This window comes from Nostoc sp. LPT (genome assembly GCF_017115165.1).
GTDB lineage: Bacteria > Cyanobacteriota > Cyanobacteriia > Cyanobacteriales > Nostocaceae > Nostoc.
Window position 1 is genome coordinate 34392 of record NZ_JABXKF010000166.1, and the last position, 21558, is coordinate 55949.

At 41.4% G+C, this 21558-nt stretch carries 16 protein-coding genes; 8 read left to right on the forward strand and 8 right to left on the reverse strand.

What is annotated here, in order from left to right; all coding sequences use genetic code 11:
* Positions 1 to 532: 532 nt before the first annotated feature.
* On the reverse strand, positions 533 to 1495 hold the full coding sequence (locus tag HWQ58_RS31890) for an alpha/beta hydrolase (protein WP_292871850.1): 963 nt from the start codon (positions 1493 to 1495) through the stop codon (positions 533 to 535).
* A 144-nt stretch (positions 1496 to 1639) separates the two neighbouring features.
* Here HWQ58_RS31890 and HWQ58_RS31895 point away from each other — a divergent pair, with 144 nt between their 5' ends.
* Entirely contained in the window at positions 1640 to 4561 is a 2922-nt protein-coding gene (locus HWQ58_RS31895; protein ID WP_292871852.1) for a GAF domain-containing protein, read from the forward strand.
* Between the two features lie 516 nt (positions 4562 to 5077).
* Positions 5078 to 5935, forward strand: a complete 858-nt coding sequence (locus tag HWQ58_RS31900) for a PEP-CTERM sorting domain-containing protein (RefSeq protein WP_292871854.1) — start codon at positions 5078 to 5080, stop codon at positions 5933 to 5935.
* Positions 5936 to 7135: 1200 nt separating this feature from the next.
* Here the strand turns inward: HWQ58_RS31900 and HWQ58_RS31905 are convergent.
* Positions 7136 to 7411, reverse strand: a complete 276-nt coding sequence (locus HWQ58_RS31905) for a hypothetical protein (protein WP_292871856.1) — start codon at positions 7409 to 7411, stop codon at positions 7136 to 7138.
* A gap of 108 nt (positions 7412 to 7519) precedes the next feature.
* A complete protein-coding gene (locus HWQ58_RS31910) occupies positions 7520 to 7726 on the reverse strand; it encodes a hypothetical protein (protein ID WP_292871858.1) in 207 nt (68 codons plus the stop codon).
* A 925-nt stretch (positions 7727 to 8651) separates the two neighbouring features.
* Between HWQ58_RS31910 and HWQ58_RS31915 the strand changes: the two genes are divergently transcribed.
* Together HWQ58_RS31915 and HWQ58_RS31920 are read left to right on the forward strand one after the other, a co-directional pair.
* On the forward strand, positions 8652 to 8846 hold the full coding sequence (locus tag HWQ58_RS31915; RefSeq protein WP_292871860.1) for a DUF2256 domain-containing protein: 195 nt from the start codon (positions 8652 to 8654) through the stop codon (positions 8844 to 8846).
* A complete protein-coding gene (locus HWQ58_RS31920) occupies positions 8846 to 9799 on the forward strand; it encodes an isoaspartyl peptidase/L-asparaginase (RefSeq protein WP_292871862.1) in 954 nt (317 codons plus the stop codon). Before HWQ58_RS31915 ends, HWQ58_RS31920 begins: the two co-directional genes overlap by 1 nt.
* Here the strand turns inward: HWQ58_RS31920 and HWQ58_RS31925 are convergent.
* From HWQ58_RS31925 to HWQ58_RS31940, 4 genes are all read right to left on the reverse strand, one after another.
* Entirely contained in the window at positions 9790 to 10212 is a 423-nt protein-coding gene (locus HWQ58_RS31925; RefSeq protein WP_292738451.1) for a DUF29 family protein, read from the reverse strand. The genes HWQ58_RS31920 and HWQ58_RS31925 overlap by 10 nt on opposite strands.
* 111 nt (positions 10213 to 10323) lie before the next feature.
* Positions 10324 to 11703: a bifunctional UDP-N-acetylglucosamine diphosphorylase/glucosamine-1-phosphate N-acetyltransferase GlmU gene (glmU, locus tag HWQ58_RS31930; protein WP_292871864.1), complete on the reverse strand. Its 1380-nt coding sequence runs from the start codon at positions 11701 to 11703 to the stop codon at positions 10324 to 10326.
* Between the two features lie 203 nt (positions 11704 to 11906).
* A complete protein-coding gene (locus HWQ58_RS31935) occupies positions 11907 to 13151 on the reverse strand; it encodes a two-component system response regulator (RefSeq protein ID WP_292871866.1) in 1245 nt (414 codons plus the stop codon).
* 512 nt (positions 13152 to 13663) lie between these two features.
* Positions 13664 to 14587 carry an MnmC family methyltransferase gene (locus HWQ58_RS31940; protein ID WP_292871868.1) on the reverse strand — a complete coding sequence of 308 codons (924 nt, stop codon included), beginning with the start codon at positions 14585 to 14587 and terminating at the stop codon, positions 13664 to 13666.
* Between the two features lie 116 nt (positions 14588 to 14703).
* Between HWQ58_RS31940 and HWQ58_RS31945 the strand changes: the two genes are divergently transcribed.
* On the forward strand, positions 14704 to 15525 hold the full coding sequence (locus tag HWQ58_RS31945) for a sulfurtransferase (protein WP_292871870.1): 822 nt from the start codon (positions 14704 to 14706) through the stop codon (positions 15523 to 15525).
* 83 nt (positions 15526 to 15608) lie between these two features.
* Here HWQ58_RS31945 and HWQ58_RS31950 read toward each other — a convergent pair whose 3' ends face one another.
* Positions 15609 to 16910: a hypothetical protein gene (locus HWQ58_RS31950; RefSeq protein WP_292871926.1), complete on the reverse strand. Its 1302-nt coding sequence runs from the start codon at positions 16908 to 16910 to the stop codon at positions 15609 to 15611.
* A gap of 673 nt (positions 16911 to 17583) precedes the next feature.
* On the opposite strand from HWQ58_RS31950, the gene HWQ58_RS31955 reads away from it, so the two are divergent.
* From HWQ58_RS31955 to HWQ58_RS31965, 3 genes are all read left to right on the forward strand, one after another.
* Positions 17584 to 19020 carry a FecR domain-containing protein gene (locus tag HWQ58_RS31955; RefSeq protein ID WP_292871872.1) on the forward strand — a complete coding sequence of 479 codons (1437 nt, stop codon included), beginning with the start codon at positions 17584 to 17586 and terminating at the stop codon, positions 19018 to 19020.
* Between the two features lie 335 nt (positions 19021 to 19355).
* Positions 19356 to 20732, forward strand: a complete 1377-nt coding sequence (gene gor / locus HWQ58_RS31960; RefSeq protein ID WP_292871874.1) for a glutathione-disulfide reductase — start codon at positions 19356 to 19358, stop codon at positions 20730 to 20732.
* Between the two features lie 112 nt (positions 20733 to 20844).
* Positions 20845 to 21480 carry a YqiA/YcfP family alpha/beta fold hydrolase gene (locus HWQ58_RS31965; RefSeq protein WP_292871876.1) on the forward strand — a complete coding sequence of 212 codons (636 nt, stop codon included), beginning with the start codon at positions 20845 to 20847 and terminating at the stop codon, positions 21478 to 21480.
* Positions 21481 to 21558: the final 78 nt, after the last annotated feature.

A 21558-nucleotide genomic window follows, 5' to 3' on the forward strand; every position in this document is an offset into this window, starting at 1 on the left:
TGACACAGAGCATTCCCCTTGGGATTGTCTAATTTTCTCGCGGACTATAGCAGTCCTAAATCATTCGTGAAATTCTTTCTCTTTTCTTATCTTTGCGCTCTTTGCGACGGCAGTCGCTCATGGGGAGCCAGTGCGTTGGGCGGCTCTGCCGACTTGAAGCAACTGGCGTGGAGACCCCCAAGACCGCGCTGCCTCCCCTTTGCGGTTCGTTAAAAAGAGTATTTTTCACAAATTAAATAGGATTGCTATAGCTGCTCAAATTGCTCCTTCAATTCGCTCAGAACCCAGATCCAGCAAAATTCAGAAGTAAAACAGGCTTTATGCTTGGCTACCAGACCTAATTTGTGTACTTCACTAACTTTAAATCTGCTGTATCTGGATAGGTTTAGATTTTCACCGAACAAGGCAAAAGTTAAAAGGTAAAAGAAAGAAGAATAAAATAGTACTACGCTGAGAATTTATTTATGGGCATTTCCTTTGAACTTTTAACTTTTATCTTTTTACTCAGCTTTGTCGAGAGATTTTACAGAAGTTATCGTTGAGAGCCAAAATCCTTTAAGAAGCTAAGTAAGGCTTCATTAACCACCTCAGGATACTCTACGCTTACCCAGTGACCAGCACTCTTGATGATGACTTGTCCTTTCAAGTTCGGAACCCACTCGCTCATTTCATCAAGATTCATTCCAGGAAACTTCAGTACCACGTCTTTTTCACCAGCAATGAACAATGCTGGTTGGGATATCTTTTTATCTTGCAGTTCAGGGGTAATTTCCATGTTCCTGTCAATATTCCGATACCAACTTAATCCCCCACGAAAGCCACTGCGTTTGTACTGCTCTACATAATAATCTAGATCCTCTTGGGTTACCCCCAACGGTTGCTGCTCAGAATCGATTAACCCATCTAGAAAACCGGAGGTTGATGGTTTAGGGTTGAAGAAAATTCCTTCAGGAGCAGAGCCGCTAACGCTAGCATAAATCATCCGCAATGAACGACGGATGTCTGCTTCAAACTCAGCTTCAGCAATCCCAGGCTTTTGGAAGTAGACCATGTACCAAAAGTTGTCTGCAAAATTCTCTTGCTTTGTTAATGCTCCGACCGGGTAACGAAAGTAAGGGACGCTCATACCGACAACAGCATTTACTCGTTCTTCATGCAGCAGTGCTGTGTTCCACGCTACAGGCGCACCCCAGTCATGTCCGATAACAGTGAAGGTTGCATACCCAAGGGCATCAGCTATGCCAACAACGTCTCCAGTTAAATGGATTATGTCATAAGCATTGATTTCTTCTGGAGCATCGCTGCCACCGTAACCTCGTTGGTCGGGAACAGCCACCTGAAAGCCTGCTTCCACAAGCGGGTCGATTTGGTGACGCCACAAGTACCAGCATTGAGGCCAACCGTGAAGCAAAATTACTAGAGGCCCCTGACCTTCAACAACTGTCCTCAGACTAACCCCGTTTGTCTTGATAGTACGAAAGTTGCGTTGTTTCATCTTAAAACCTTTTGTATTTTACTATTGACCTGTTAATAACTGTTCTGTGACTACTGTTGAGTGGTTTAATACTTGTGGCGATATTATTCAGAGTGCTTTTCTGGGCATCTTATATATTACAAGTTATGTTAACCAATAAATCAGATGGGGCAGCCACAAAAACCTATAGCCGCCGAACAGCAGATCCTCTCTTTGGGGCGTGTCCTCCAGAACCTCAGAGAAGAAGATGATGTTGACGTTCTGATTGAAACTACTATTTCTTATCTCAAGGAAGAGTTTGACTATAAACTGATTTGGATTGCTCTTTACGATCGCCTGAATCACATATTATTTGGCAAAGGAGGCATCACACCCGATCGTGACATGAGCTTTTTACGCCAAAGAGTTGTTCTCAGTCCTGGGGATTTATTAGAACAAGTAGTAATTGAACAGCATCCTTTAGGCGTAGCTGATTTGCAAACTGAAATCCGCGCCGCCGAATGGCGAAAAATTGCCGAAAAATTCCACATCCAAGGAACGATTCTTTTACCAATTCGCTACAAAGACCGTTGCTTGGGCTTGCTGTTATTGGGTTCAGAACGCTGGGGCTACCTACTGACAGGAGAAACAAAAGCACGTTTGATGATGGTTTTAGGTGAACTAGGGGCAGTGCTTTATCAAAATGAAATGTATAAGCACCAAAAGCAAACTAGGCGAACCGACGAGCCATTATTAGAATTGCTAGAAAATTTACGCACCCTCAGTAACCTGAATCAAAGACTTGAAGTAGCGGTGCAAGCAACTCATAAATTTGTCTCCCCCAACCGGACAAATGTTTACTGGTTTGAGCGCGAAGGGCGCTACTTTTGGTGTCGAATGAGCAATCAGCTGGTCAAAATGGATCGCAATTCTAGCAGTCAGCAAGCAGCAGGAATGACTGTACAGGACTTGAGCGATTTTTATTATGCTTTGGCAGTTAACCAAATTGTCTCCATTGGTGATGCCCGCAGTTCTTTAAAAAGCCATTTTACGGCAAAATTGCTGGAACGCTTGAAGGTGCGATCGCTTCTGGCAGCTCCGATTATCTGGCAAAAGAACTTAGTTGGTTTTCTGGCGGTGGAAAGCAATGAACCTCGCATCTGGACGGACACAGACAAAAATTTCGTCCAGGGTGTTGCTGGTTTAATTTCCCTATTAGTACCGACCGAAAGCATGGAAAGTACTATCAAACAGATTCAAGAGGATGCCCAACTGACTAGCCAAGTTGCCCAAGGTATCTATAGCGAACATGACCTTCAGGTAACTTTACACAGTTGTGCTAAAAGAGTTTTAGCTCGATTAGGTGCTACCCGCTTTTTACTGTTGCAGTATGACCCTGAGCAGAAGAATTATCAATTTACTTACCAAAGTCAGCCCCATAATCGCCGACCGTTGACATTTACCCTTCATACTCTCAAAGAATTAGATGGGCAGCTTTTGCAAAGTTCAACTCAAGCGGTGGAAATTGAGAACTTAGATGAAGATTTACGCTTTTTTAACTGGCGACCCTCGTTGTTAGAGAATAATGTGCGATCGCTACTTGTTTGTAAATGCACTCACGAACATATACCAGCAGCACTTTTGGTGATTACTCATGAAAGCTATCGTTCTTGGACAACTCTAGAAAAAGAATTGCTGTGGGTCGTCAGTCAACAGATTGGTGTAATTGTTCGTCAGTGGCGATTACATCATCGCACCACCCAGCAGCAAAAAACTTCCCAGGCATTTGAGCAATGCTTACGCATTCTGACACAATCCCAAAACAGCATTGAAGTCGAAAAAAAGCATTTAGAAGCTGCATCTCTCGAACAAATAGCATCAATTTTGGGTTGTCCCTTAGCGCTAATGCTATCCTGGGCACCTGGTGAAAGTTGGGCAGAAATTATTCCTGGAGTGATTGACAATAGCCAATTTGGGATTTTTTCTGATGCATCTATTTCTATCCAGGCTGAAGCCTTAATTCAGTGGGCACTTGCTACAGAGAGTTATCTGACTTTGAAGGTGGATAATTTACCTCCAGAAACCCGGAAATGGTTGAATGTTCCAGACAAAAGTCAAATTTTGGTAATGGCATTGCGTACAACTGCTGATTATGAAACTACTGGTGTAGTGTTGCTAGTAGACTATCAAGAGCGTCGCTGGTCAGAACAAAACCTCAGTGCAACAGCAACTCTCATTTCTCAATTAGCCTGGTGGCGTCGTGAAAAGCAAATTACCCGACTTTTAGAATCCACAACCGAAGAATTACGACAACTCAACTGGTACAAACATCGTCGTCTAGAGGAAATTCAAAGAATAACGGCCCATTCCCTGAAACAAATACACGATCTGGGCATTCCTGCTAATGAACTGACTCAGATGCGCTACCAACTATTGCTGCGGCAGTTAGACCATACAGCCACCTCCATGAGTGGAATGCTAAAACTTGAGAACTGGCAGCTACATATCAGTTGGGAAACTATGCCCATAGCCAGTTTACTGAAGCGATCGCTCGAACGGATTGAAAATTTACTTAAACAACAAAAGCTGTGGATTGGGGTACATGGTTTGGGACAACCGATTGACGAGCAAGAATCACCCAAGAATTCTTCATTAGTTAGAGGCGTTCCTACCTCCAGCACTCAATCCGCAATAGCGATCGCTGGTGATATTGTCAAAATTGAATTAGTTATCCATGAATTATTGGTTACTGCCTGTAACCGTTCTCAAACCAGTAGCAGAATTGATATTTGGTGTCGCCGTTTAGATGCGTTAAAACCCTTAGATACAAAATATTCTTCTACAAGTGGAGGGGCTGAACATCAGACATCGTTAGAATTATCGATTACATATAACGGTGCGATCGAACCACAGCTACTCACAGAACTACATAATAATACACCCAAAGATGTGCTTGCTCCCTCCAACCTCGACCAACCACCAGCTTTACATCTGGCGATCTGCCAAAACCTCATGCAGCAACTAGGAGGAGAGTTGAATTTCTATCAGTTACCAGATAATCGGGTAGTCAATCGCTTGTTGTTGCCGTTAGCTGTTCATGATTATTAGTACAGCTTTGCATAAAATCGTGGCGGATTAAGGGTTGCTTAACCGAACCGTATTGCTACCAATTTTCACTTCGACCATTGGTACAGGCGATCGTTGCTTGATTTTACAGTGACTTCCTTGCTCATCAAAGGATGCTTTGGCAACAACGTCACTTATGTCAACTCCTCCCTACCTAAATCCTTACGTAAATACCAATAAAAAAACTCTCCGTTTCACTCAAACTTTACAAGAAACAAATAGATCGTGGTTAGTATAAGTATGTAACTAATTATTCGCTGCCCATAATTCATAACTAGATCACTGATGTGGTTATTACTGAATTTATGTTGTACAGACGGTAAATAAAATTTGTTCTTACGAATAGAAGATTTCTTCTGCATAAGACAAAAACGGCTTGATAATTTCCCAAGTTGTTCATCATGCTTGCCTATATTTTACTCCTGCTCATTAGCAAGGAGTCAGTAAGCATGACAAATTTACAATCCTAGCATTATAAAAGTAAAAATGAGTAATCGTATGAAACAATACACCAAAGTTGTAAAGCGTTTTTTGACACTAGCTACTCCAGCGATCGCTACTTCGATATTGGCAACCTTACCGAGCCAAGCTGCTACCATTGCATATTCTGAGTCAAAATTCAATATCAACAATTTTAGTAGCAGCCCTTTAAGTGTTAAGGTTCTGACTGATACTGTGACTAAAACAATTAGCACAGGTGGTCAAGTAACTGCTGATGCTAACGCTGAGGCTAAGTTTAATGTCGATGCAAACAACTCTGCTTCCAATTTGTCCTTCAGCCAAGCTCAAGGTCAGGGTGATGGCTATACAGGGTCGGCAGAAAGCTTTGCTGCGATTATTGGCTATGATTTTACAGTGGACAAAGAGTTTTCTTTTGATTTCAGTGGCTTATTTAACCTTAAAACATCCATTGATGATGCATTGACTGAACGTGCAAATGCTCGTGGAGAGTTCTTATATAAGTTATACGACAGCGATACTGGTAATCTTTTGGACTCTTTCAAGATTTCTGGAAATTTATCAACTATAGGTAATAATGATGCTTTTGTATTTGAACCTAGTAGTAGCATAACTTTTGATTCAAGTCAGACTTCTATTGATAAATCTTTTGGCGGGACACAAGAATATGCTTTGACTAGCTTTAAGGGTAAATATTCCCGTACTTTCGATAAGTCAACTCGTTTAACTTTAATAGAATCTAAAAGTAATCAGGTGAGCGTCTATACTGTCCCAGAACCCTCAACAATTCTAGGTTCGCTGTTTAGTTGCACTATGTTTGGTGCTGTCTCGATACGCAAGCGTAAAAGAGCTTCTTCGGCTGCGTTGTTTGTTAATAAGGATTTAAGGTCTGTTTAGTATGTTTGCATTGAGGAAAGTTCAGGTGATGGATAGCGAAAGCAAAGTCACATTAATCCATCGTAAAAGCGAACTGGGTAAAAGAGACTGATAAGCCAGACCAAAACTACTCTATAGCGTTTCCTAATCACATGAGGTACATCATAGCCCCCTCTCGAAAAGCGGGGAGGGGGTTGGGGGTGGGGGGTTTTTGTACCTCATTCAACTGAGAATCGCTATATTCTCTGTACTTTTGGCTAATGTCGCTCTGCACAGTCTAGAAACCATAATATAGCAGGGTGTAACTCACATAAACGAGAACTGCTATAAAAAGCGTCTTCCCTGAAAAATAAAAATTAAGGGGAAATGGCATTTATGGAAACCCCAAGTTATTAGGTATGCAAATGATTTTGTGATTTTGCACCCTGACAGGCAAGCATTAAAGAAATGCTAATAAATAGCTATAACAATGAATTTGTCATCTCCAAGGGATTAAAGTGCAAACTTAATCCTCATTGATTACCCTGTAGAAGCCAGTCATCCCCCAATTATTTGGTTTCGACTGAATGAATCGCACTTTCTAGCTGCGTTTTCGTCCCTATTAATTACACAAACACACTTACAAACGTGTGTTCTAGTCGATAGTGTAATCTTGACAATTTCACTACAAATATGAGTATTTCTGGCTTGTATATTATGGGTTTAACGCAACCATGACTTAAAAAAACTTTCCCAAAATACTCAACTCAAATACGGAACTGATACTAAGAACTGTGGATATCGTTTTAAACCCAGAGTACCCTTTTTACAGTTGTCATAAAACCGAGAGATAGAAGACCATGCTTGTTTTCCACTGGTAAGTCTTGCCATTGAGTTAAGTTCATTAGCAAAAAAAAAGTTAGCTGCAAATACAGCAGAATCAATTCAATACTGATGCAAATCGTTTTTAGCTGTATTTTTAACATTCATTCATAGCAAAATACAGCTATTTAAAATGAACTTTACAGTCAGAATTGCATTATCTACTGCTGTTATCTGGGCTGACTTTTCAAAAGCTTTGAACTCCAAAACAAGCATGGTCAGTGAGCGACGTTGAAGTGTCGCTTTTACCTACTGTCTTATACTGCTATATGTGGTATAAGATAGAGGTATAGAAATATTTATAAGAAGCTTTTATGGACATCGCCCATAAAAGTTACCTACAATGTGGTTATGCAAGCTTTAGGAAGCTGTTGCAAATGTAGAGCTATATAAAACAAGCTTACCACCAGCAGCAATACCACCAGCAACAGCGCCAGCAGCAGCACCACTAGTGCTAGCTTCAATTTTAGGGACAATTTTGCCATTCTTATCAACGTAGTAGCCTGATTCAAATTTGCTATTGATAGCAGTAGAAAGACTACTTACGAAACCAGATTCAAATCCCCCTTGTACTTGACTAAGATCGGAAACTTCATCTTCACAAAAACTCAGATCGGAAATTCTTAATCGTTCCATAAAAAAAGCTCTCCTTGAAAAACAAATGTATTGCTGAAAGTTTTTAACAACTTTCAGCAATTTTTCTATCTAAAATGCACTGTAGTACATCGTAGTACTAAGGCATATTTAGGCGGAAGCAGATTTAGATTTAGAGGCACCACCAGCTGCACTGAATTTGCCGGAGTAAGTAAAGGTTGCGGTGTTAGTTGCTATGCCAGCGAAGTCTTTACCCAAAGCATATGCAACTGCAGTAGAATCTGCAAGTGCTAATCCACCTTGAACATTCTCATTTTCAAGAACGGTTTCGACATGAGAAAGATCGTTGATAATCATGATTTTACTTTCCTAAGAGTTAGTAAGGTCAACTTGTTTGTTGTTGTGCCACTACAACTTGTTTTTTAGTGACATACAAACAATAGCACTATTAGAATTCGATAAATAGTAGTTTTACGTAAATTTTTTGTAAAGAAAAAAAACATTATATTATCAAGTTATTTACAGTATTTAGTATTTATAAATTGTTTAAAAATTACTTTGCTATGTATTATCAAGCTACTGGCAACATTTAGTATTTATAGATTGTTTGAAAAGTGTTTCGATATGAGTTTAGGCACTTTTAATCTCCCTAACCTCCAAGGCTGTTTCACCAATCTATTAAAGATATTGTTAACAATATAGGCAATAAATTTGGGGAAGTTAGTAATCGGAAAATTACTATTTCAAAAAGTCAATTTCAGTGCGTTGGCGAAACCTTGCTGGAGGCATCACCATCTTCTTGTGCAATCAGATTTTTTATTTACCTGATTTTTTTGCTTGAAACGCCTGTAAATCAGCACCTTTTAGGCAATGAAACAGCCTTGTCCTAACCCGTCAGGGATGTTTCATGGCCTTCATTGATCTCAGTCAACTTAAGCTAGAACTCGTTTAAAATCTCGTGCCTCCCATTAGGCATTCCTAGTCTCCGACAGGGAGCGAGATAATCTGTTAAAAGCTTTAACCTTAAGTTGACGCCAATGCAATGCCTTGTGCCCCTACAAATCTAGAAATAATTTGGGATAATTTATTTTTTGCAAGTCCCTAAGAAAGAAAGATAGTAAGATTCAAAGCCTCTTTTCTTTTAAGAGAGATGTCGTAAATAGGTCTAAAGATAGATTGACAAGATATTTATTCGTTGAATGTATCCTGTCTTCATAGCAAACTGGTTATAATTATTTTCCATCTCCTTCGGAAATGAAATTCTCATTTACACAGTATTTATATGGGACGTGTTCGTTCTAAATCTGACCTACCTACAAAAATCTGTCCGGTATGTCAACGTCCTTTCACATGGCGTAAAAAGTGGCAAGATTGCTGGGAAGATGTGAAATATTGCTCAGAACGTTGTCGTCGTCGCCGTTCTGAACCTCAAAATGAAACCAACCGCAATACAGACGCAAATAGCGCAAGAGATTAATGAAGTTACAGGTGCAACCTAAATTAATTATTCATGGAGGGGCTGGTAGTTCTCTCCACGGTAAAGGCGGATTAGAGGCGGTGCGCCGATCGCTGCATACAGTAATAGAAGAAGTTTATTCTCTACTATTGTCAGGAGCAGCTGCCTCAGAGGCTGTGGTGCAGGGTTGCCAGATGCTCGAAGACAACCCCCGCTTTAATGCTGGTACTGGTTCAGTATTGCAATCTGATGGACAAATTCGTATGAGTGCTTCCTTGATGGATGGTGCATCAGGGCGGTTTAGTGGTGTGATTAATATCTCGCGGGTGAAAAATCCTATTGATTTAGCGCAATTTTTACAAAGCTCGCCAGATCGGGTGCTATCAGATTTCGGATCGGCTGAGTTGGCGCGGGAAATGCAAATTCCCAGCTATAACGCTTTAACTGATTTGCGGTTACAAGAGTGGATACAAGAGCGCCAGGATAATTTTAAAAGCACAATGGCTGGTGTGGTAGCAGAACCCGAACTGCTAGAAACCAGCAATGCCGGACGCGGTACTATCGGTGTAGTAGCTTTAGATGCATCTGGTAAGTTAGCTGCTGGCACTTCTACTGGTGGTAAGGGATTTGAGCGGATTGGCAGGGTAAGTGATTCGGCGATGCCAGCAGGTAATTATGCTACTAGTAATGCTGGTGTTAGCTGTACTGGCATTGGCGAAGATATCATCGATGAGTGTCTAGCTCCTCGGATTGTAGTGCGTGTCACTGATGGGATGTCACTAAAGGATGCCATGCAGCGATCCTTTGGGGAAGCCCACGAGAACAAACGCGATTTGGGAGCGATCGCCTTAGATGCTAGTGGAGCGATCGCTTGGGGAAAAACTAGCGAAATCTTACTCGCTGCCTACCACAATGGCGAACAAATTGGCGACACCTTGGAATGGACTGGCAACGAACTGATCGGCTATTGTTGAATCAGTTTCAGCGCTTCGGCTAAAGTTTCTTGCTGGTCAACCATTGCGGCTAATTCTTGGGCTTCATAACGCCCCTCAAAAGCTTCTAGCGCCGCTCGTTTCAGTGCCACTTGATATCCTTGTTCCAGAATATCGATTAATTCTGCCTGATTCAAGTAAAAACCACCGGATTTGCGGCGCTTATTTATTTTGTTGATTTCACGTACTGTATTTTCTATTGAAACATCCCAAGAGCGAGTAGAACGTTTTTCAGCCTTTTGTTTAATTAAATGGATGAGCAGAATCACACCATAACTATCAATTTTATTGATTTTGTCACTGAGGCTCATTTCTTCTAACTCATCCACCAACAGCAGCGCCTCATGGATTTTGCCTTGTTCTAGAAATTGCCTAAGTTCTAGCAGTTCTTCCATGTTACATGTTGAGATTTTGGTTTTACTACTAATCTAGCTAGATTAGACAACTCGCAAAAATCCTGGTTTATGCTCTCAAACCACAAATCAACCGCGATTAACACCGATGAATTATTTATGTTGATCTGTGGTTTTATTGTCAACACTTTTCCTGCGCCAAGCTGGTTTCACCACCTGACGACTACGGGCAATTACTAGAGAATTATCAGGTACATCTTCTGTCACAGTAGAACCAGCGGCGATATAGACATCATCTCCCAAGGTGAGTGGAGCTACTAAAACGCTATTGGCCCCAGTTTTTGTCCGATCGCCTATTTTGGTGCGATGTTTCTTCACGCCGTCATAGTTGGCAGTAATTGTACCAGCACCAATATTCACCTGATTGCCGACAACAGTATCGCCTATATATGACAAATGTGCTGCATTGGTGCGATCGCCTAATTGCGTATTTTTCAATTCCACAAAATTCCCCACACGGCAACCAGCACCCACCTGTACCTGACCGCGCAAATGAGTATAAGGACCAATTTGGCTTCCGGCCTGCACGGTGCTATTTATGACTACTGAATATTGCACTGTGACATTTTCACTTAACTGACTATTTTCAATTAAACTCCCTGGCCCGATGTGACTTCCTGTTTGAATTACCGTATTTCCCCGCAGGTGAGTTTGGGGTTCAATAATTACATCCGGCTGCAATTCCACTGTTTCATCAATGGTGATGCTTGTGGGGTCGATGAGGGTGACACCTGCCAGCATCCATTTTTCCTTGACTCGTTTTTGCAAAATTTCGGATGCTGTTGCTAGTTGCAGGCGATCGTTGATGCCGAGAATTTCTTGATAATCTTCCACATCCACTGCCATTACTTGTCCCACCTGAGTCACGGCATCGGTAAGATAGTATTCTTTTTGGGCATTGTTTGCCTGGAGGTGGGGAAGCACCTTTGCCAAATCTGGCCAGCGGAAGCAATAAACTCCAGCGTTAATCCGCTGATTTTGTCTTTGAGCAGCTGTACAATCCTTGTGTTCGACCATTTGCTGCACAATATTTTCATCGTTACAAAAAACGCGCCCGTAGCCTGTGGGGTCAGGTAGGTGCGAGGTGAGAATAGTGGCAGCGTTTTGATTTCGGATGTGAGTTTGTAACATCTGCTTAAGAGTTTCGCTACGTATTAACGGTAAATCGCCGTTAAGTACCAGCAAATCTCCAGTGTAATTTTCCAAGTGAGGAAGTAATTGCTGGATAGCATGACCCGTCCCCAATTGCACAGTCTGTTCGACAAACTCCAAACTGGGAATTGAATGCATGGCGGCTTGCACTTCCTCGGATTGATATCCCACAATCATGATTCGCCGTGAGGGCGAAAGTGGTTCTACACTTTCGAGAACTCTCTTTAATAGCGATCGCCCACCCAAAGAATGTAAAACCTTGGGTAAGCGTGATTTCATCCGTGTGCCGCGTCCTGCCGCTAGAATTGCTACAACTACCATAATTAGCTATCAGCTATCAGTGAAATTGTGATTAATGCTGTTGGTACTTTAAAATCTCGGCTCAAATCATACCAGCTAATTATAGAAGACTGAAAATATCAAAGGAGTCAGAATTCAATAGTCGGTATAATTTCACTCCTCAAAAGTGGAGATTACCATAATACCAATTAGCGTTGATTACAGCAGCTACAAATCATTACTCCCTATTCCCCACTCTTGCCTTTTTGCTGACAATAGTAAATAAACTCTGCAAACTGCTGCATTAGTTTCGGATTACGCCAACCAAAATCAGCTTCTTCTTGCATCACTAAAAGGGCTTCTGCTGAAGTAAAAGCTCTTTTGTAAGGTCGTTCGCTAGTTAGGGCATCGTAAATATCAATTAACTGAAATACTTGCGCTAGGTAGGGAATATCATCCCCCTTGAGTCGATCGGGGTAGCCTGAGCCATCCCAGCGTTCGTGGTGATGACGAATAATCGGAATTACACCGCGCATACTTCGTAGTGGTTGGCAGATTTTTTCTCCAATCAAAACGTGCTGCTGCATAATTTGCCAATCTTCGGGGGTAAGTTTGCCTTTTTTTAGCAGTACAGCATCGGGAATACCTACCTTACCGATATCGTGGAGATAACCACCCCACATCAAATCTCGAATTTGATAGCGTGAGAGGTTGAGGTATTCACCAAAAACTTGTCCCAGTTTTACTAGACGTTCGCAATGGTTGCCTGTATTGGGATCGCGGCTTTCAATGGACATGGCAATAGAAAACAGTACTTGTTCGGCATGGTCTAAATCTTCGTTCAGACGCTTCTGCCGCACCAAGGACTTTACACGCGCCGCTAGTTCCACCCGATCAAAGGGTTTGGTGAGAAAATCATCTGCTCCAACTTCAATTCCCCGAATGCGCGATCGCCTGTCATTTAACGCTGTAATAAAAATTACTGGGATTAGTCTAGTCTGCTCATCCTGTTTAAGCAATTGGCACACTTCAAATCCATCCATTCCTGGCATCATTACATCCAGCAAAATCAAATCTGGTTGTTTTTGAGTTACCAATCCCACAACAATAGAACCACTGTCCGCCTCCATTACTTCGTATCCTTCCATCCCCAAGAGGGCAACAGCAGTCATCCGACTGGCGGCATGATCGTCAACTACTAAAACCTTCGGCGGATCTAAATCAAACCCATTCACTTTAGAACCTTTGGCTTGTAGTGTTTTAGAGACCAATGAATCATCACCACAATTAACATCAGATTTTATCCAAGAAGACATTGCTTGCCTATCTTCAAGCATAAGATCTCCTTGAGATAAGCCTAAAGAAGAACCCTCCGCATTTTGCGATTCCACGGCATGATTTGAACCGATACTCTTCACTGTGCTAATGGGGTTTGACCCATTAACAATTTTTTCTGTAAAGCCTGTATGGTTGGATTTCCATTGAATCACAAAGGCACTCCAAGTTTTTGCACAAGTTAGTTAACAGTGTCAGATTTTAAAAACAAATTTAAGATTCGACTGTATCTGAGTCAGAGTTTCGATATGGATTATGCATGATGTCAAGCTGCCGCTCGGAATTTTTCGCAGCATGTATCTTTTATGTTAAGAACAAGGTGGATTTTGTTGTCAAATTTTTTGCTTCTAATTCCAGTATGATAAATTCTCACAAATGTTAAATCAGGTTTTTTACGGAGATTTTTTAGCCTTGTGGCGTCAGAAAGCGTTATAATTGACTCTTTTATATCGAAATATCGGATTTTGAGTTTCAAGTCTGTATAGTAATCATTGTAATCATTAAATATAAATGTTTTTACTTACTCTGTTATAGCAATACTCAAGTACTGTTAAACAGTATGTAATCTCGAATACTAACATATAGATAAGCTATTCGGCTCGTAAAAACTCGTTGAATTAGGCTTGCAGTCCCTAAGTGTAGCATATTGTATTATATTGCAATCAAACTACAAACTAGTTCCCATCAAATCCCTACCTTGTGTTCCCAATAGCCACCTTTTTCGCCAATGGGAGGCAGGTTCTAGGCAAGAGATTTGTTGCTCTTGTTGTCGCCGCCTGACTATGACTTCGGTTGAATCGCTCAATTGAGGATCGCGATAGGGAATAGCAGCACGAGTTAGCAAGTGTTCTTTTTCAAGTTCTGAGAGGGTAGTCAGTGGGGAGTGGTGTTTAGACTCAGCATTTTTAGAATGTGTTGCCACTGTACCAGGCGATCGCCTTCCTACGGGTGGGGTAGAACCTATCACCAAGCCAGCAGACAAAAGTGCTGTGCGTACAGTAGCAGCACAAGAATAGGTGGCTAATAAACCATCTGGATGTAAGCACAATGACAGCTGTTTAATAAATTCAACAGTCCATAATTGAGGACACTGTGGTGGTGAAAAGGGATCGAGGAAAATTGCATCTGCCCAGAAACCCGACTGACGTACTAAAGTTATCGTAGTTCTAGCATCGCCAATTAGTAGCTTCGCTTTCAGGCAAGGTGTTTGTACTTGATGCTCAAAAGCTAGCTTTTTCAAAATTTCAATATAGTTACAGTTCCAATTGTCGAACAACTGATGAGCGATCGCCGCTTGTGGCACCACTGGATTCAGTTCTAAACCGATTACTTCAACACAACAACTAGGATTCACTGCCCAAATTGTTTGCAAAGCAGCAGCCGTGTTATATCCTAGACCATAACAAACATCTAATAGTCGCAAGATTGGTTTTTGCGCTGCTGTAGCCAGTTGAGTAGGTTCCACAAACTTGCAAAAACTCTCCTGCTGCGCTCCAGAATGGCTGTGAAACGATTCACCAAACTCTTGAGAGACAAAGGTGAAAGAACCATCTGCTGTTAACTTAGGTGTAAAATTTTCTAAGTTTGACATTTTAACAAAAAAACTAAATAATGACCGATACCTTTGATTAATATTGAGTAATAAATATAACTTATTCATTCAGTATTAGGCAAAGAGGAACTGTTTTACCCAATGCCCCATGCCCCATGCCCAATCCTCAATTTATTGTTTCGCCATCTTGGCTGTTTGAACATCTAGAAGATCCGCAAGTCGTTATTGTGGATTGTCGCTTTTCTTTAGCCGATCCACAACTAGGACAACAACAGTATCAAACAAGTCATATAGAGGGGTCATATTATCTAGATTTGAATCAGGATCTTTCCAGTCCAGTGGGTAAGCATGGTGGAAGACATCCTTTACCTAACCCTAATGATATAGCTAACAAATTGGCAGCGATTGGGGTAAATTACCAAAAAAGTTTAGTTGTAGCTTATGATGATTCGCGCTTTGCCTTTGCGGCTCGTCTATGGTGGCTGTTGCACTATCTAGGACACGAGCAAGTAGCAGTACTGGATGGCGGCTTGGCTGGATGGCAAAAAGCTGGGTATTCTGTTACAGATGTTATTCCTCCCCCCCGAATGGGTACGTTTGTCGCTCAAGTACAAACAGAAAAGGTGGTAGATATTACAGCGGTGAAAAGCCGGAAAGATAGCCACGAGGTAGCATTGGTAGATTCAAGAGAGAGCGATCGCTACCGAGGCGAAGGAGAGTCTATCGATCCGATTGCTGGACATATTCCCGGTGCAGTCAACTATCCCTGGCAAGAAGTTACAGACTCTTCCGGCTACCTACTCCCTCCAGAAGAACAACGGCGTCGGTGGGAAAAGCTAGAAACAGCCGCAGAAATCTTGGTATATTGCGGTTCTGGCGTTACTGCTTGTGTGAATTTACTTTCTTTAGAATTAGCTGGTATTAGCAAGGGTAAACTTTATGCTGGTAGCTGGAGTGATTGGATTTCCTATTTATAGTCATTGGTCATTGGTGATTGGTCATTAGTTTTTAATAAAGGATAAATCACAAAGGACAAATGACTAATGACAAAGGACAAATTTCAAAACCTACCTAATTGCAAACTGTAATTAATAGTGAAGAACCAGCCATCAAAATCAATGTTTTCGGCGGTTGAACTACCTAAACTTACTCCAGCCTGCATATTCATATTAATGGTGTCGGATATTTGGTAATTTAAGTGTCCGAATAGCCGATAAAATTCGTCTTCTCGATCGCGCTGTGTAAAGTCTGATAAATTCATTTGGTAGCCAATACCAACCTGGAGAGGCTTTTGCAAGTAGTAGTTGAGAGACACCCAAAAGGAATTGATTATCCGATTACGACTTTGGGGATCAGCAAAATTTACATTCAATTCGTAGAAGCTATCTAGGGTTAATCTTGAAGTTAAGGGATCTCGGCGTCCCAAAGACAGTTGTAGGGAATTTTCATTTAAAAAGCGATCGCCTGCTTTGAAGCTATCGAAGCGATCGCTGCTGTTGGCATAAAATAACTGTTGATTGCTCCAACTGATTTCTCCAAACATTCGTTGGGATAGCTGCTGGTAAATACCGAGATTGAATCTCACCTGGTTGTAATGATATTCTGATTGATTTATATAACGAATCAGATTGCCATCAATTGAGCCATTTACAAAAGTCTTAGATCCTAAAGGAAAATATGTAGAGGCTAGTGTCAGTCCAGAAATAATTAAACCATCTTCTATGGGACTATCATTTGAGGAAAAAATGTTACTTGTTTGGAAGTAGCCGACACGTCCTTGTAGATAGCCGATAGGTTTAAATTTAGGTACGGGTTGTTCTGTCGGTGGTGGTAGCTGTTGTTCTAGAGGTCGTAACCGCACCCGTAACCCCAATTCGCGATCGCTATTAGATTCAAACGGTTGTTTTGGCGATCGTAGCAGTTCTATCAACCTCTCTAGCCTTTGGGAATATTCTATCTCAGGTAAATTTAATAGTTGCTCTTTTGAGTCTGAAGGAGATATGGGCACATTATTTGGCTGCGATTCTAGCTGTGGCGGGTCATTTTGCTTTTGAGTATCTATCGGTTCTTCGGTTTGATCTGGGATTTGACTCGTTTCTGGTGTTTGCTGTGCCAGATTTAACGGCATCCGAGAATCTAAAGTATGTGACTCACTCGACAGCTTGCACAAAGAGTTAATTGCCTTTTGCTCCAATTTATGACATAACTGCTCATGAGTTACCTGTGTAGTTGCTAAATTATTAGGATGCCAAACATCTGTAATTGCAGATTCTGTCGCATCTACTCTAATGCAACACCAGGTTCCACCACTGGACGTTAACAAAATACAAAAAAACAAATTTTTCCAGTTCTTAAGTCGCATCTGGTTAGATCGCATTAATTGCGTTTGGCAAATGTAGACCCACAAGCTGTATCGGAAGTTCCGACTACAAAGATACAGTTGATTGCATCTATTTTAGCTTTGTAGGTATATACTTAGACTACAAACTAAAATTGCTGCTTTTCGGATTTTTTCCCAGATTTTTTGTAAAACTGAGATGCTATCATGAAATTGCTGTTTAAATTTTAGTGAAATACAGCTAGTGGGTAATTTCACAACAAATCCTTAGCAAGTTATTGTCCCCCATAATTAACGATCCTCTAGCTGAACTGATTATAAAGGATTATATGTAAGACACTTCTGATTTAATTGTTTATATCAAATACTAACTTTTGAATCTGCTACAGACTTTATTGCATATAATTTCAGGTTCACAAGGAAAACTTAAATCAAATAAATACATATAGTAATCCAAATTTGATTTATGAACTTGCTTACATAGATAAGGAATAGATGGACACGAAAAAAGGTAATAGATGTTTACTAAGTTTTTTCAAAAATCAAACATGAGTCATTATTTTATTGATTATCTATTTTATGCATTAAATCTAAATCAAAATTTAAACTAATTTACCTAAAAAACTATTACAACAATTAGGATTAGCTTAAAATTTAATTTTTATGATATTAGTTGAAAGTCAACATTTCTCAAACTATGTTTTATAAATCGTTTCCATTATTAGTGATTGGTTTATGGGGAGTTATAGTACTGCCTTTGCCAAATCGGGTAAGTGCTACAACTCCTCTAACGCGAGCAGAGATTCAGAACCTCCGCAACATCGTACAACTGATACCCAAAGATAAATTGAAGAAACGTCCTGCACGCAAATTAGATGCAATGACTCCTGGGGACGGGCTGTCAACTGGTCAAGCTTCCCTAGCGGATTTGCGTTTTAATGATGGCTCTTTGGCACGAGTTGGAGAACAGGCGTTATTTCAATTTTTGCCGAAGACTCGTGACTTTAAACTGACAAACGGGACTGTGTTGTTGCTCATCCCACCAGGAAAGGGGCAAACACGTATACAAACACCAAATGCAGCAGCAGCAATTCGTGGTTCAGCATTATTTGTACGCTACGACCAACAAACAGACACCACGATTGTGGGTGCGCTGACAAATAGCGGCATTGAAGTTTTTAACAAGAAAGGTTCTCAAAGCCAGGTGTTGGAAGCAGGGCAAATGGTGATTATAATTAAAGGCGAATTTCAGAGGTTATATGATTTTGATTTAAGAAATTTTTATGAAACGAGCCAGATGGTTCGGGAACTTGATTTGAACAGGCAGAATCCTGTGCCTACACCCGATCCTGCAATCACCAGTGTTCAAGCCGAAACTGCTGCGGCTTTGGAAGCACAACCACCGATAAAAGGCGAGGGAGTAATTGAAAACCCCTCTTTTGTGCAGCTAACTCCTAGTCCTTCAAATTTGTCTAGTAGTAAAGACAATTCTTCAGCAAACTCTTCAGAGAAAACAGGAGAAGCCTCGACAAATACTAACCAGCAGAGTGTACCAAGTAGTAACAACAGCAAAGTAAACACTGAGGATAGTAGCGTTGGTGCTGATTCTAGTCCAACCCTAACACCAACTCAAAACTCGTCAACAGAAAACCCGACAAATAAAAATCCGCAAAATAACACATTACCAATCAGCCCAACAAATCCAACACTCGTAACCCCAACAGATCCAACACCTGTAACCCCAACACCCGTAACCTCAACAGATCCAACACCTGTAACCCCAACACCCGTAACCTCAACAGATCCAACACCTGTAACCCCAACACCCGTAACCTCAACAGATCCAACACCTGTAACCCCAACACCCGTAACCTCAACAGATCCAACACCTGTAACCCCAACACCCGTAACCTCAACAGATCCAACACCTGTAACCCCAACACCCGTAACCTCAACAGATCCAACACCTGTAACCCCAACAGATTCAACACCCGTAACCCCAACAAATCCAACACCTGTAACCCCAACACCCGTAACCCCAACAAATCCAACACCTGTAACCCCAACAAATCCAACACCCGTAACCCCAACAAATCCAACACCCGTAACCCCAACAGAATCTCCAAGCACATAAAACTGCTAATGGGTAAAAAATGCTCTGCGATCGCCGAAGGCAGTACGTTTTGTCATAATTTTGCGTAAGTCCTGTGGAACTTAGCTGCTCCAATGCAGTAGCAGTAGTACAGACTTATGCTCGACCAGGGGTAGAACTATAACAACTGTTAACTACTGCCTCTAAAGCCGCTAAAGCAAAAAGTGATATTCCCTACGACCAGATAGCATCTGCTAACGCTAGATTAAATCAAGGACAGGACTTACACAGGGTTCACCAGAATCCTTATATAGTTCAATCAGGTTCTGTATGTAAGTTCCCAGGAACTAACTTGTTGCTAAAGAGAACATAAACTTATGACTTTTGATTACGACCTGTTTGTAATTGGTGCGGGTTCTGGAGGTTTGGCGGCTTCCAAACGAGCGGCTAGCTACGGCGCAAAAGTAGCGATCGCTGAATATGATTTAGTTGGTGGCACTTGTGTGATTCGCGGTTGCGTTCCCAAAAAACTCATGGTCTATGGCTCTCACTTTCCTGCACTGTTCAGTGAAGCTTCAGGCTATGGCTGGAAAGTGGGTAATGCTGAGTTTGACTGGGAATATTTCATCACATCTATAGATAAGGAAGTTCGACGATTATCACAACTACACATCAGCTTCTTAGAAAAAGCCGGAGTAGAACTATTTTCCAGTCGCGCCACATTGGTAGATCCTCACACCGTAGAAGTTGATGGACGTAAAGTTACAGCAGACAAAATTTTAATTGCTGTTGGTGGGCGTCCCATTAAGCCAGATTTATCAGGGATGGAACATGGCATTACCTCCAACGAAATCTTTCATTTAAAAGAACAACCGAAACACATCGTTATTATTGGTGCTGGTTATATCGGCACGGAATTTGCTTGTATTATGCGCGGTTTGGGTTCTGAGGTGACACAAATTACCAGAGGTGAAAAGATTTTGAATGGGTTTGATGAAGATGTCCGTATAGAAATTGAAGAGGGTATGACGAACCACGGAATTCGCTTGATTAAGAATAATGTGGTGAAAGCAATTGAACGTGTCCCAGAAGGGTTGAAACTGACTTTATCAGGGAATGACCAAGAATCATTAATTGCTGATGTGTTTTTAGTAGCGACCGGTCGAACCCCCAATGTAGATGGATTAGGTTTAGAAAACGCTGGGGTTGATGTTGTCGCCAGTTCTATGGAAGGGCCTGGATACCCTACCACAAGTGCGATCGCAGTCAATGAATATAGTCAAACTAGTCAACCGAATATCTTTGCTGTTGGCGATGTCACCGACCGAATCAATTTAACTCCCGTGGCCATTGGCGAAGGTCGCGCCTTTGCTGATAGTGAATTTGGGGATAACCCTCGCGAATTCAGTCACGAAACTGTTCCCACAGCCATATTTTCTAACCCAGAAGCCGCGACAGTCGGCTGGACAGAAGCCGACGCACGGGAAAAACTCGGTGATGCCGTCAAAATTTTTCGCACTCGCTTCCGCCCCATGTACCATAGTTTGACTGGTAAGCAAGAGAAGACAATGATGAAGTTGGTGGTTGATAGCAACACCGACAAAGTTTTAGGCGCTCACATGGTAGGTGAAGGTGCAGCTGAAATTATCCAAGGTGTGGCGATCGCACTCAAGATGGGCGCAACTAAAAAAGACTTTGATGCCACTGTGGGCATTCATCCCTCATCGGCAGAGGAATTTGTCACAATGCGCTAATAAAACTTAGGAGTGAGGAGTTGTGAGTTATGAATTATAAGTAAGCCACAAAAAATGATAAATAAAAATTTATCAACACTCAATAATTTTTAACTCCAAACTATTTACAACTTTGGACTACATATATCTTCACGGCTTTGCTTCCAGCCCTAAATCTGCTAAAGCGCGGAATATAAGCGATCGCTTTACTCAAATTCAGACAAAGCTGATAATTCCCGATTTCAATACTGGCGATTTTTCCCAATTGACAATTACTCGTCAGCTCGCTCAAGTTGCCGCAGAATTCAGCAATGATTCTACACCAGTAACCCTCATTGGCTCAAGTTTGGGTGGTTTGACTGCTGCCCACTTGGGACAACAAAACTTACAAGTACAACGCTTAGTTTTGCTAGCACCAGCTTTTGGGTTTTTATCCCATTGGTTGCCCAAACTAGGGGATGAAGAAGTACAGCGTTGGCAGCAAGAAAAATATATTATGGTCTACCACTATGGAGAGCAGCGATCGCTTGCCTTAAGTTACGATTTCGTTACAGATGCTGCCCAATACCAAGAAAAGCTTTTGCAACGCCCTATCTCCACACTGATTTTGCATGGCAAAAAGGATGAAGTCATTCCGATCAAAGCTAGTCGTGACTTTGCGCGATTGCGTCCTTGGGTGGAGTTAGTCGAACTCGATAGTGACCACGCCTTGGGTAATGTTATGGAAGAAATTTGGCAAGCAATTCGCCTCTTTTGCCAATTACCTTGAAGTTGTAAAATATTAGACTCACACATAACTAATGTCCTTAGTCATTTGTCCTTTGTTAGTTACTAATGACCAATGACT

Excerpts from the sequence above, each read along its gene's own strand:
- HWQ58_RS31910 (WP_292871858.1), bottom strand. The coding sequence starts at position 7,726 with ATGATTATCAACGATCTTTCTCATGTCGAAACCGTTCTTGAAAATGAG.
- HWQ58_RS31925 (WP_292738451.1), bottom strand. The coding sequence starts at position 10,212 with ATGGAAGAACTGCTAGAACTTAGGCAATTTCTAGAACAAGGCAAAATC.
- HWQ58_RS31890 (WP_292871850.1), bottom strand. The coding sequence starts at position 1,495 with ATGAAACAACGCAACTTTCGTACTATCAAGACAAACGGGGTTAGTCTG.
- HWQ58_RS31905 (WP_292871856.1), bottom strand. The coding sequence starts at position 7,411 with ATGGAACGATTAAGAATTTCCGATCTGAGTTTTTGTGAAGATGAAGTT.
- HWQ58_RS31915 (WP_292871860.1), top strand. The coding sequence starts at position 8,652 with ATGGGACGTGTTCGTTCTAAATCTGACCTACCTACAAAAATCTGTCCG.
- HWQ58_RS31920 (WP_292871862.1), top strand. The coding sequence starts at position 8,846 with ATGAAGTTACAGGTGCAACCTAAATTAATTATTCATGGAGGGGCTGGT.
- HWQ58_RS31940 (WP_292871868.1), bottom strand. The coding sequence starts at position 14,587 with ATGTCAAACTTAGAAAATTTTACACCTAAGTTAACAGCAGATGGTTCT.
- HWQ58_RS31900 (WP_292871854.1), top strand. The coding sequence starts at position 5,078 with ATGAAACAATACACCAAAGTTGTAAAGCGTTTTTTGACACTAGCTACT.
- HWQ58_RS31895 (WP_292871852.1), top strand. The coding sequence starts at position 1,640 with ATGGGGCAGCCACAAAAACCTATAGCCGCCGAACAGCAGATCCTCTCT.
- HWQ58_RS31945 (WP_292871870.1), top strand. The coding sequence starts at position 14,704 with ATGCCCAATCCTCAATTTATTGTTTCGCCATCTTGGCTGTTTGAACAT.
- HWQ58_RS31955 (WP_292871872.1), top strand. The coding sequence starts at position 17,584 with ATGTTTTATAAATCGTTTCCATTATTAGTGATTGGTTTATGGGGAGTT.
- HWQ58_RS31950 (WP_292871926.1), bottom strand. The coding sequence starts at position 16,910 with ATGCGACTTAAGAACTGGAAAAATTTGTTTTTTTGTATTTTGTTAACG.
- gor (WP_292871874.1), top strand. The coding sequence starts at position 19,356 with ATGACTTTTGATTACGACCTGTTTGTAATTGGTGCGGGTTCTGGAGGT.
- glmU (WP_292871864.1), bottom strand. The coding sequence starts at position 11,703 with ATGGTAGTTGTAGCAATTCTAGCGGCAGGACGCGGCACACGGATGAAA.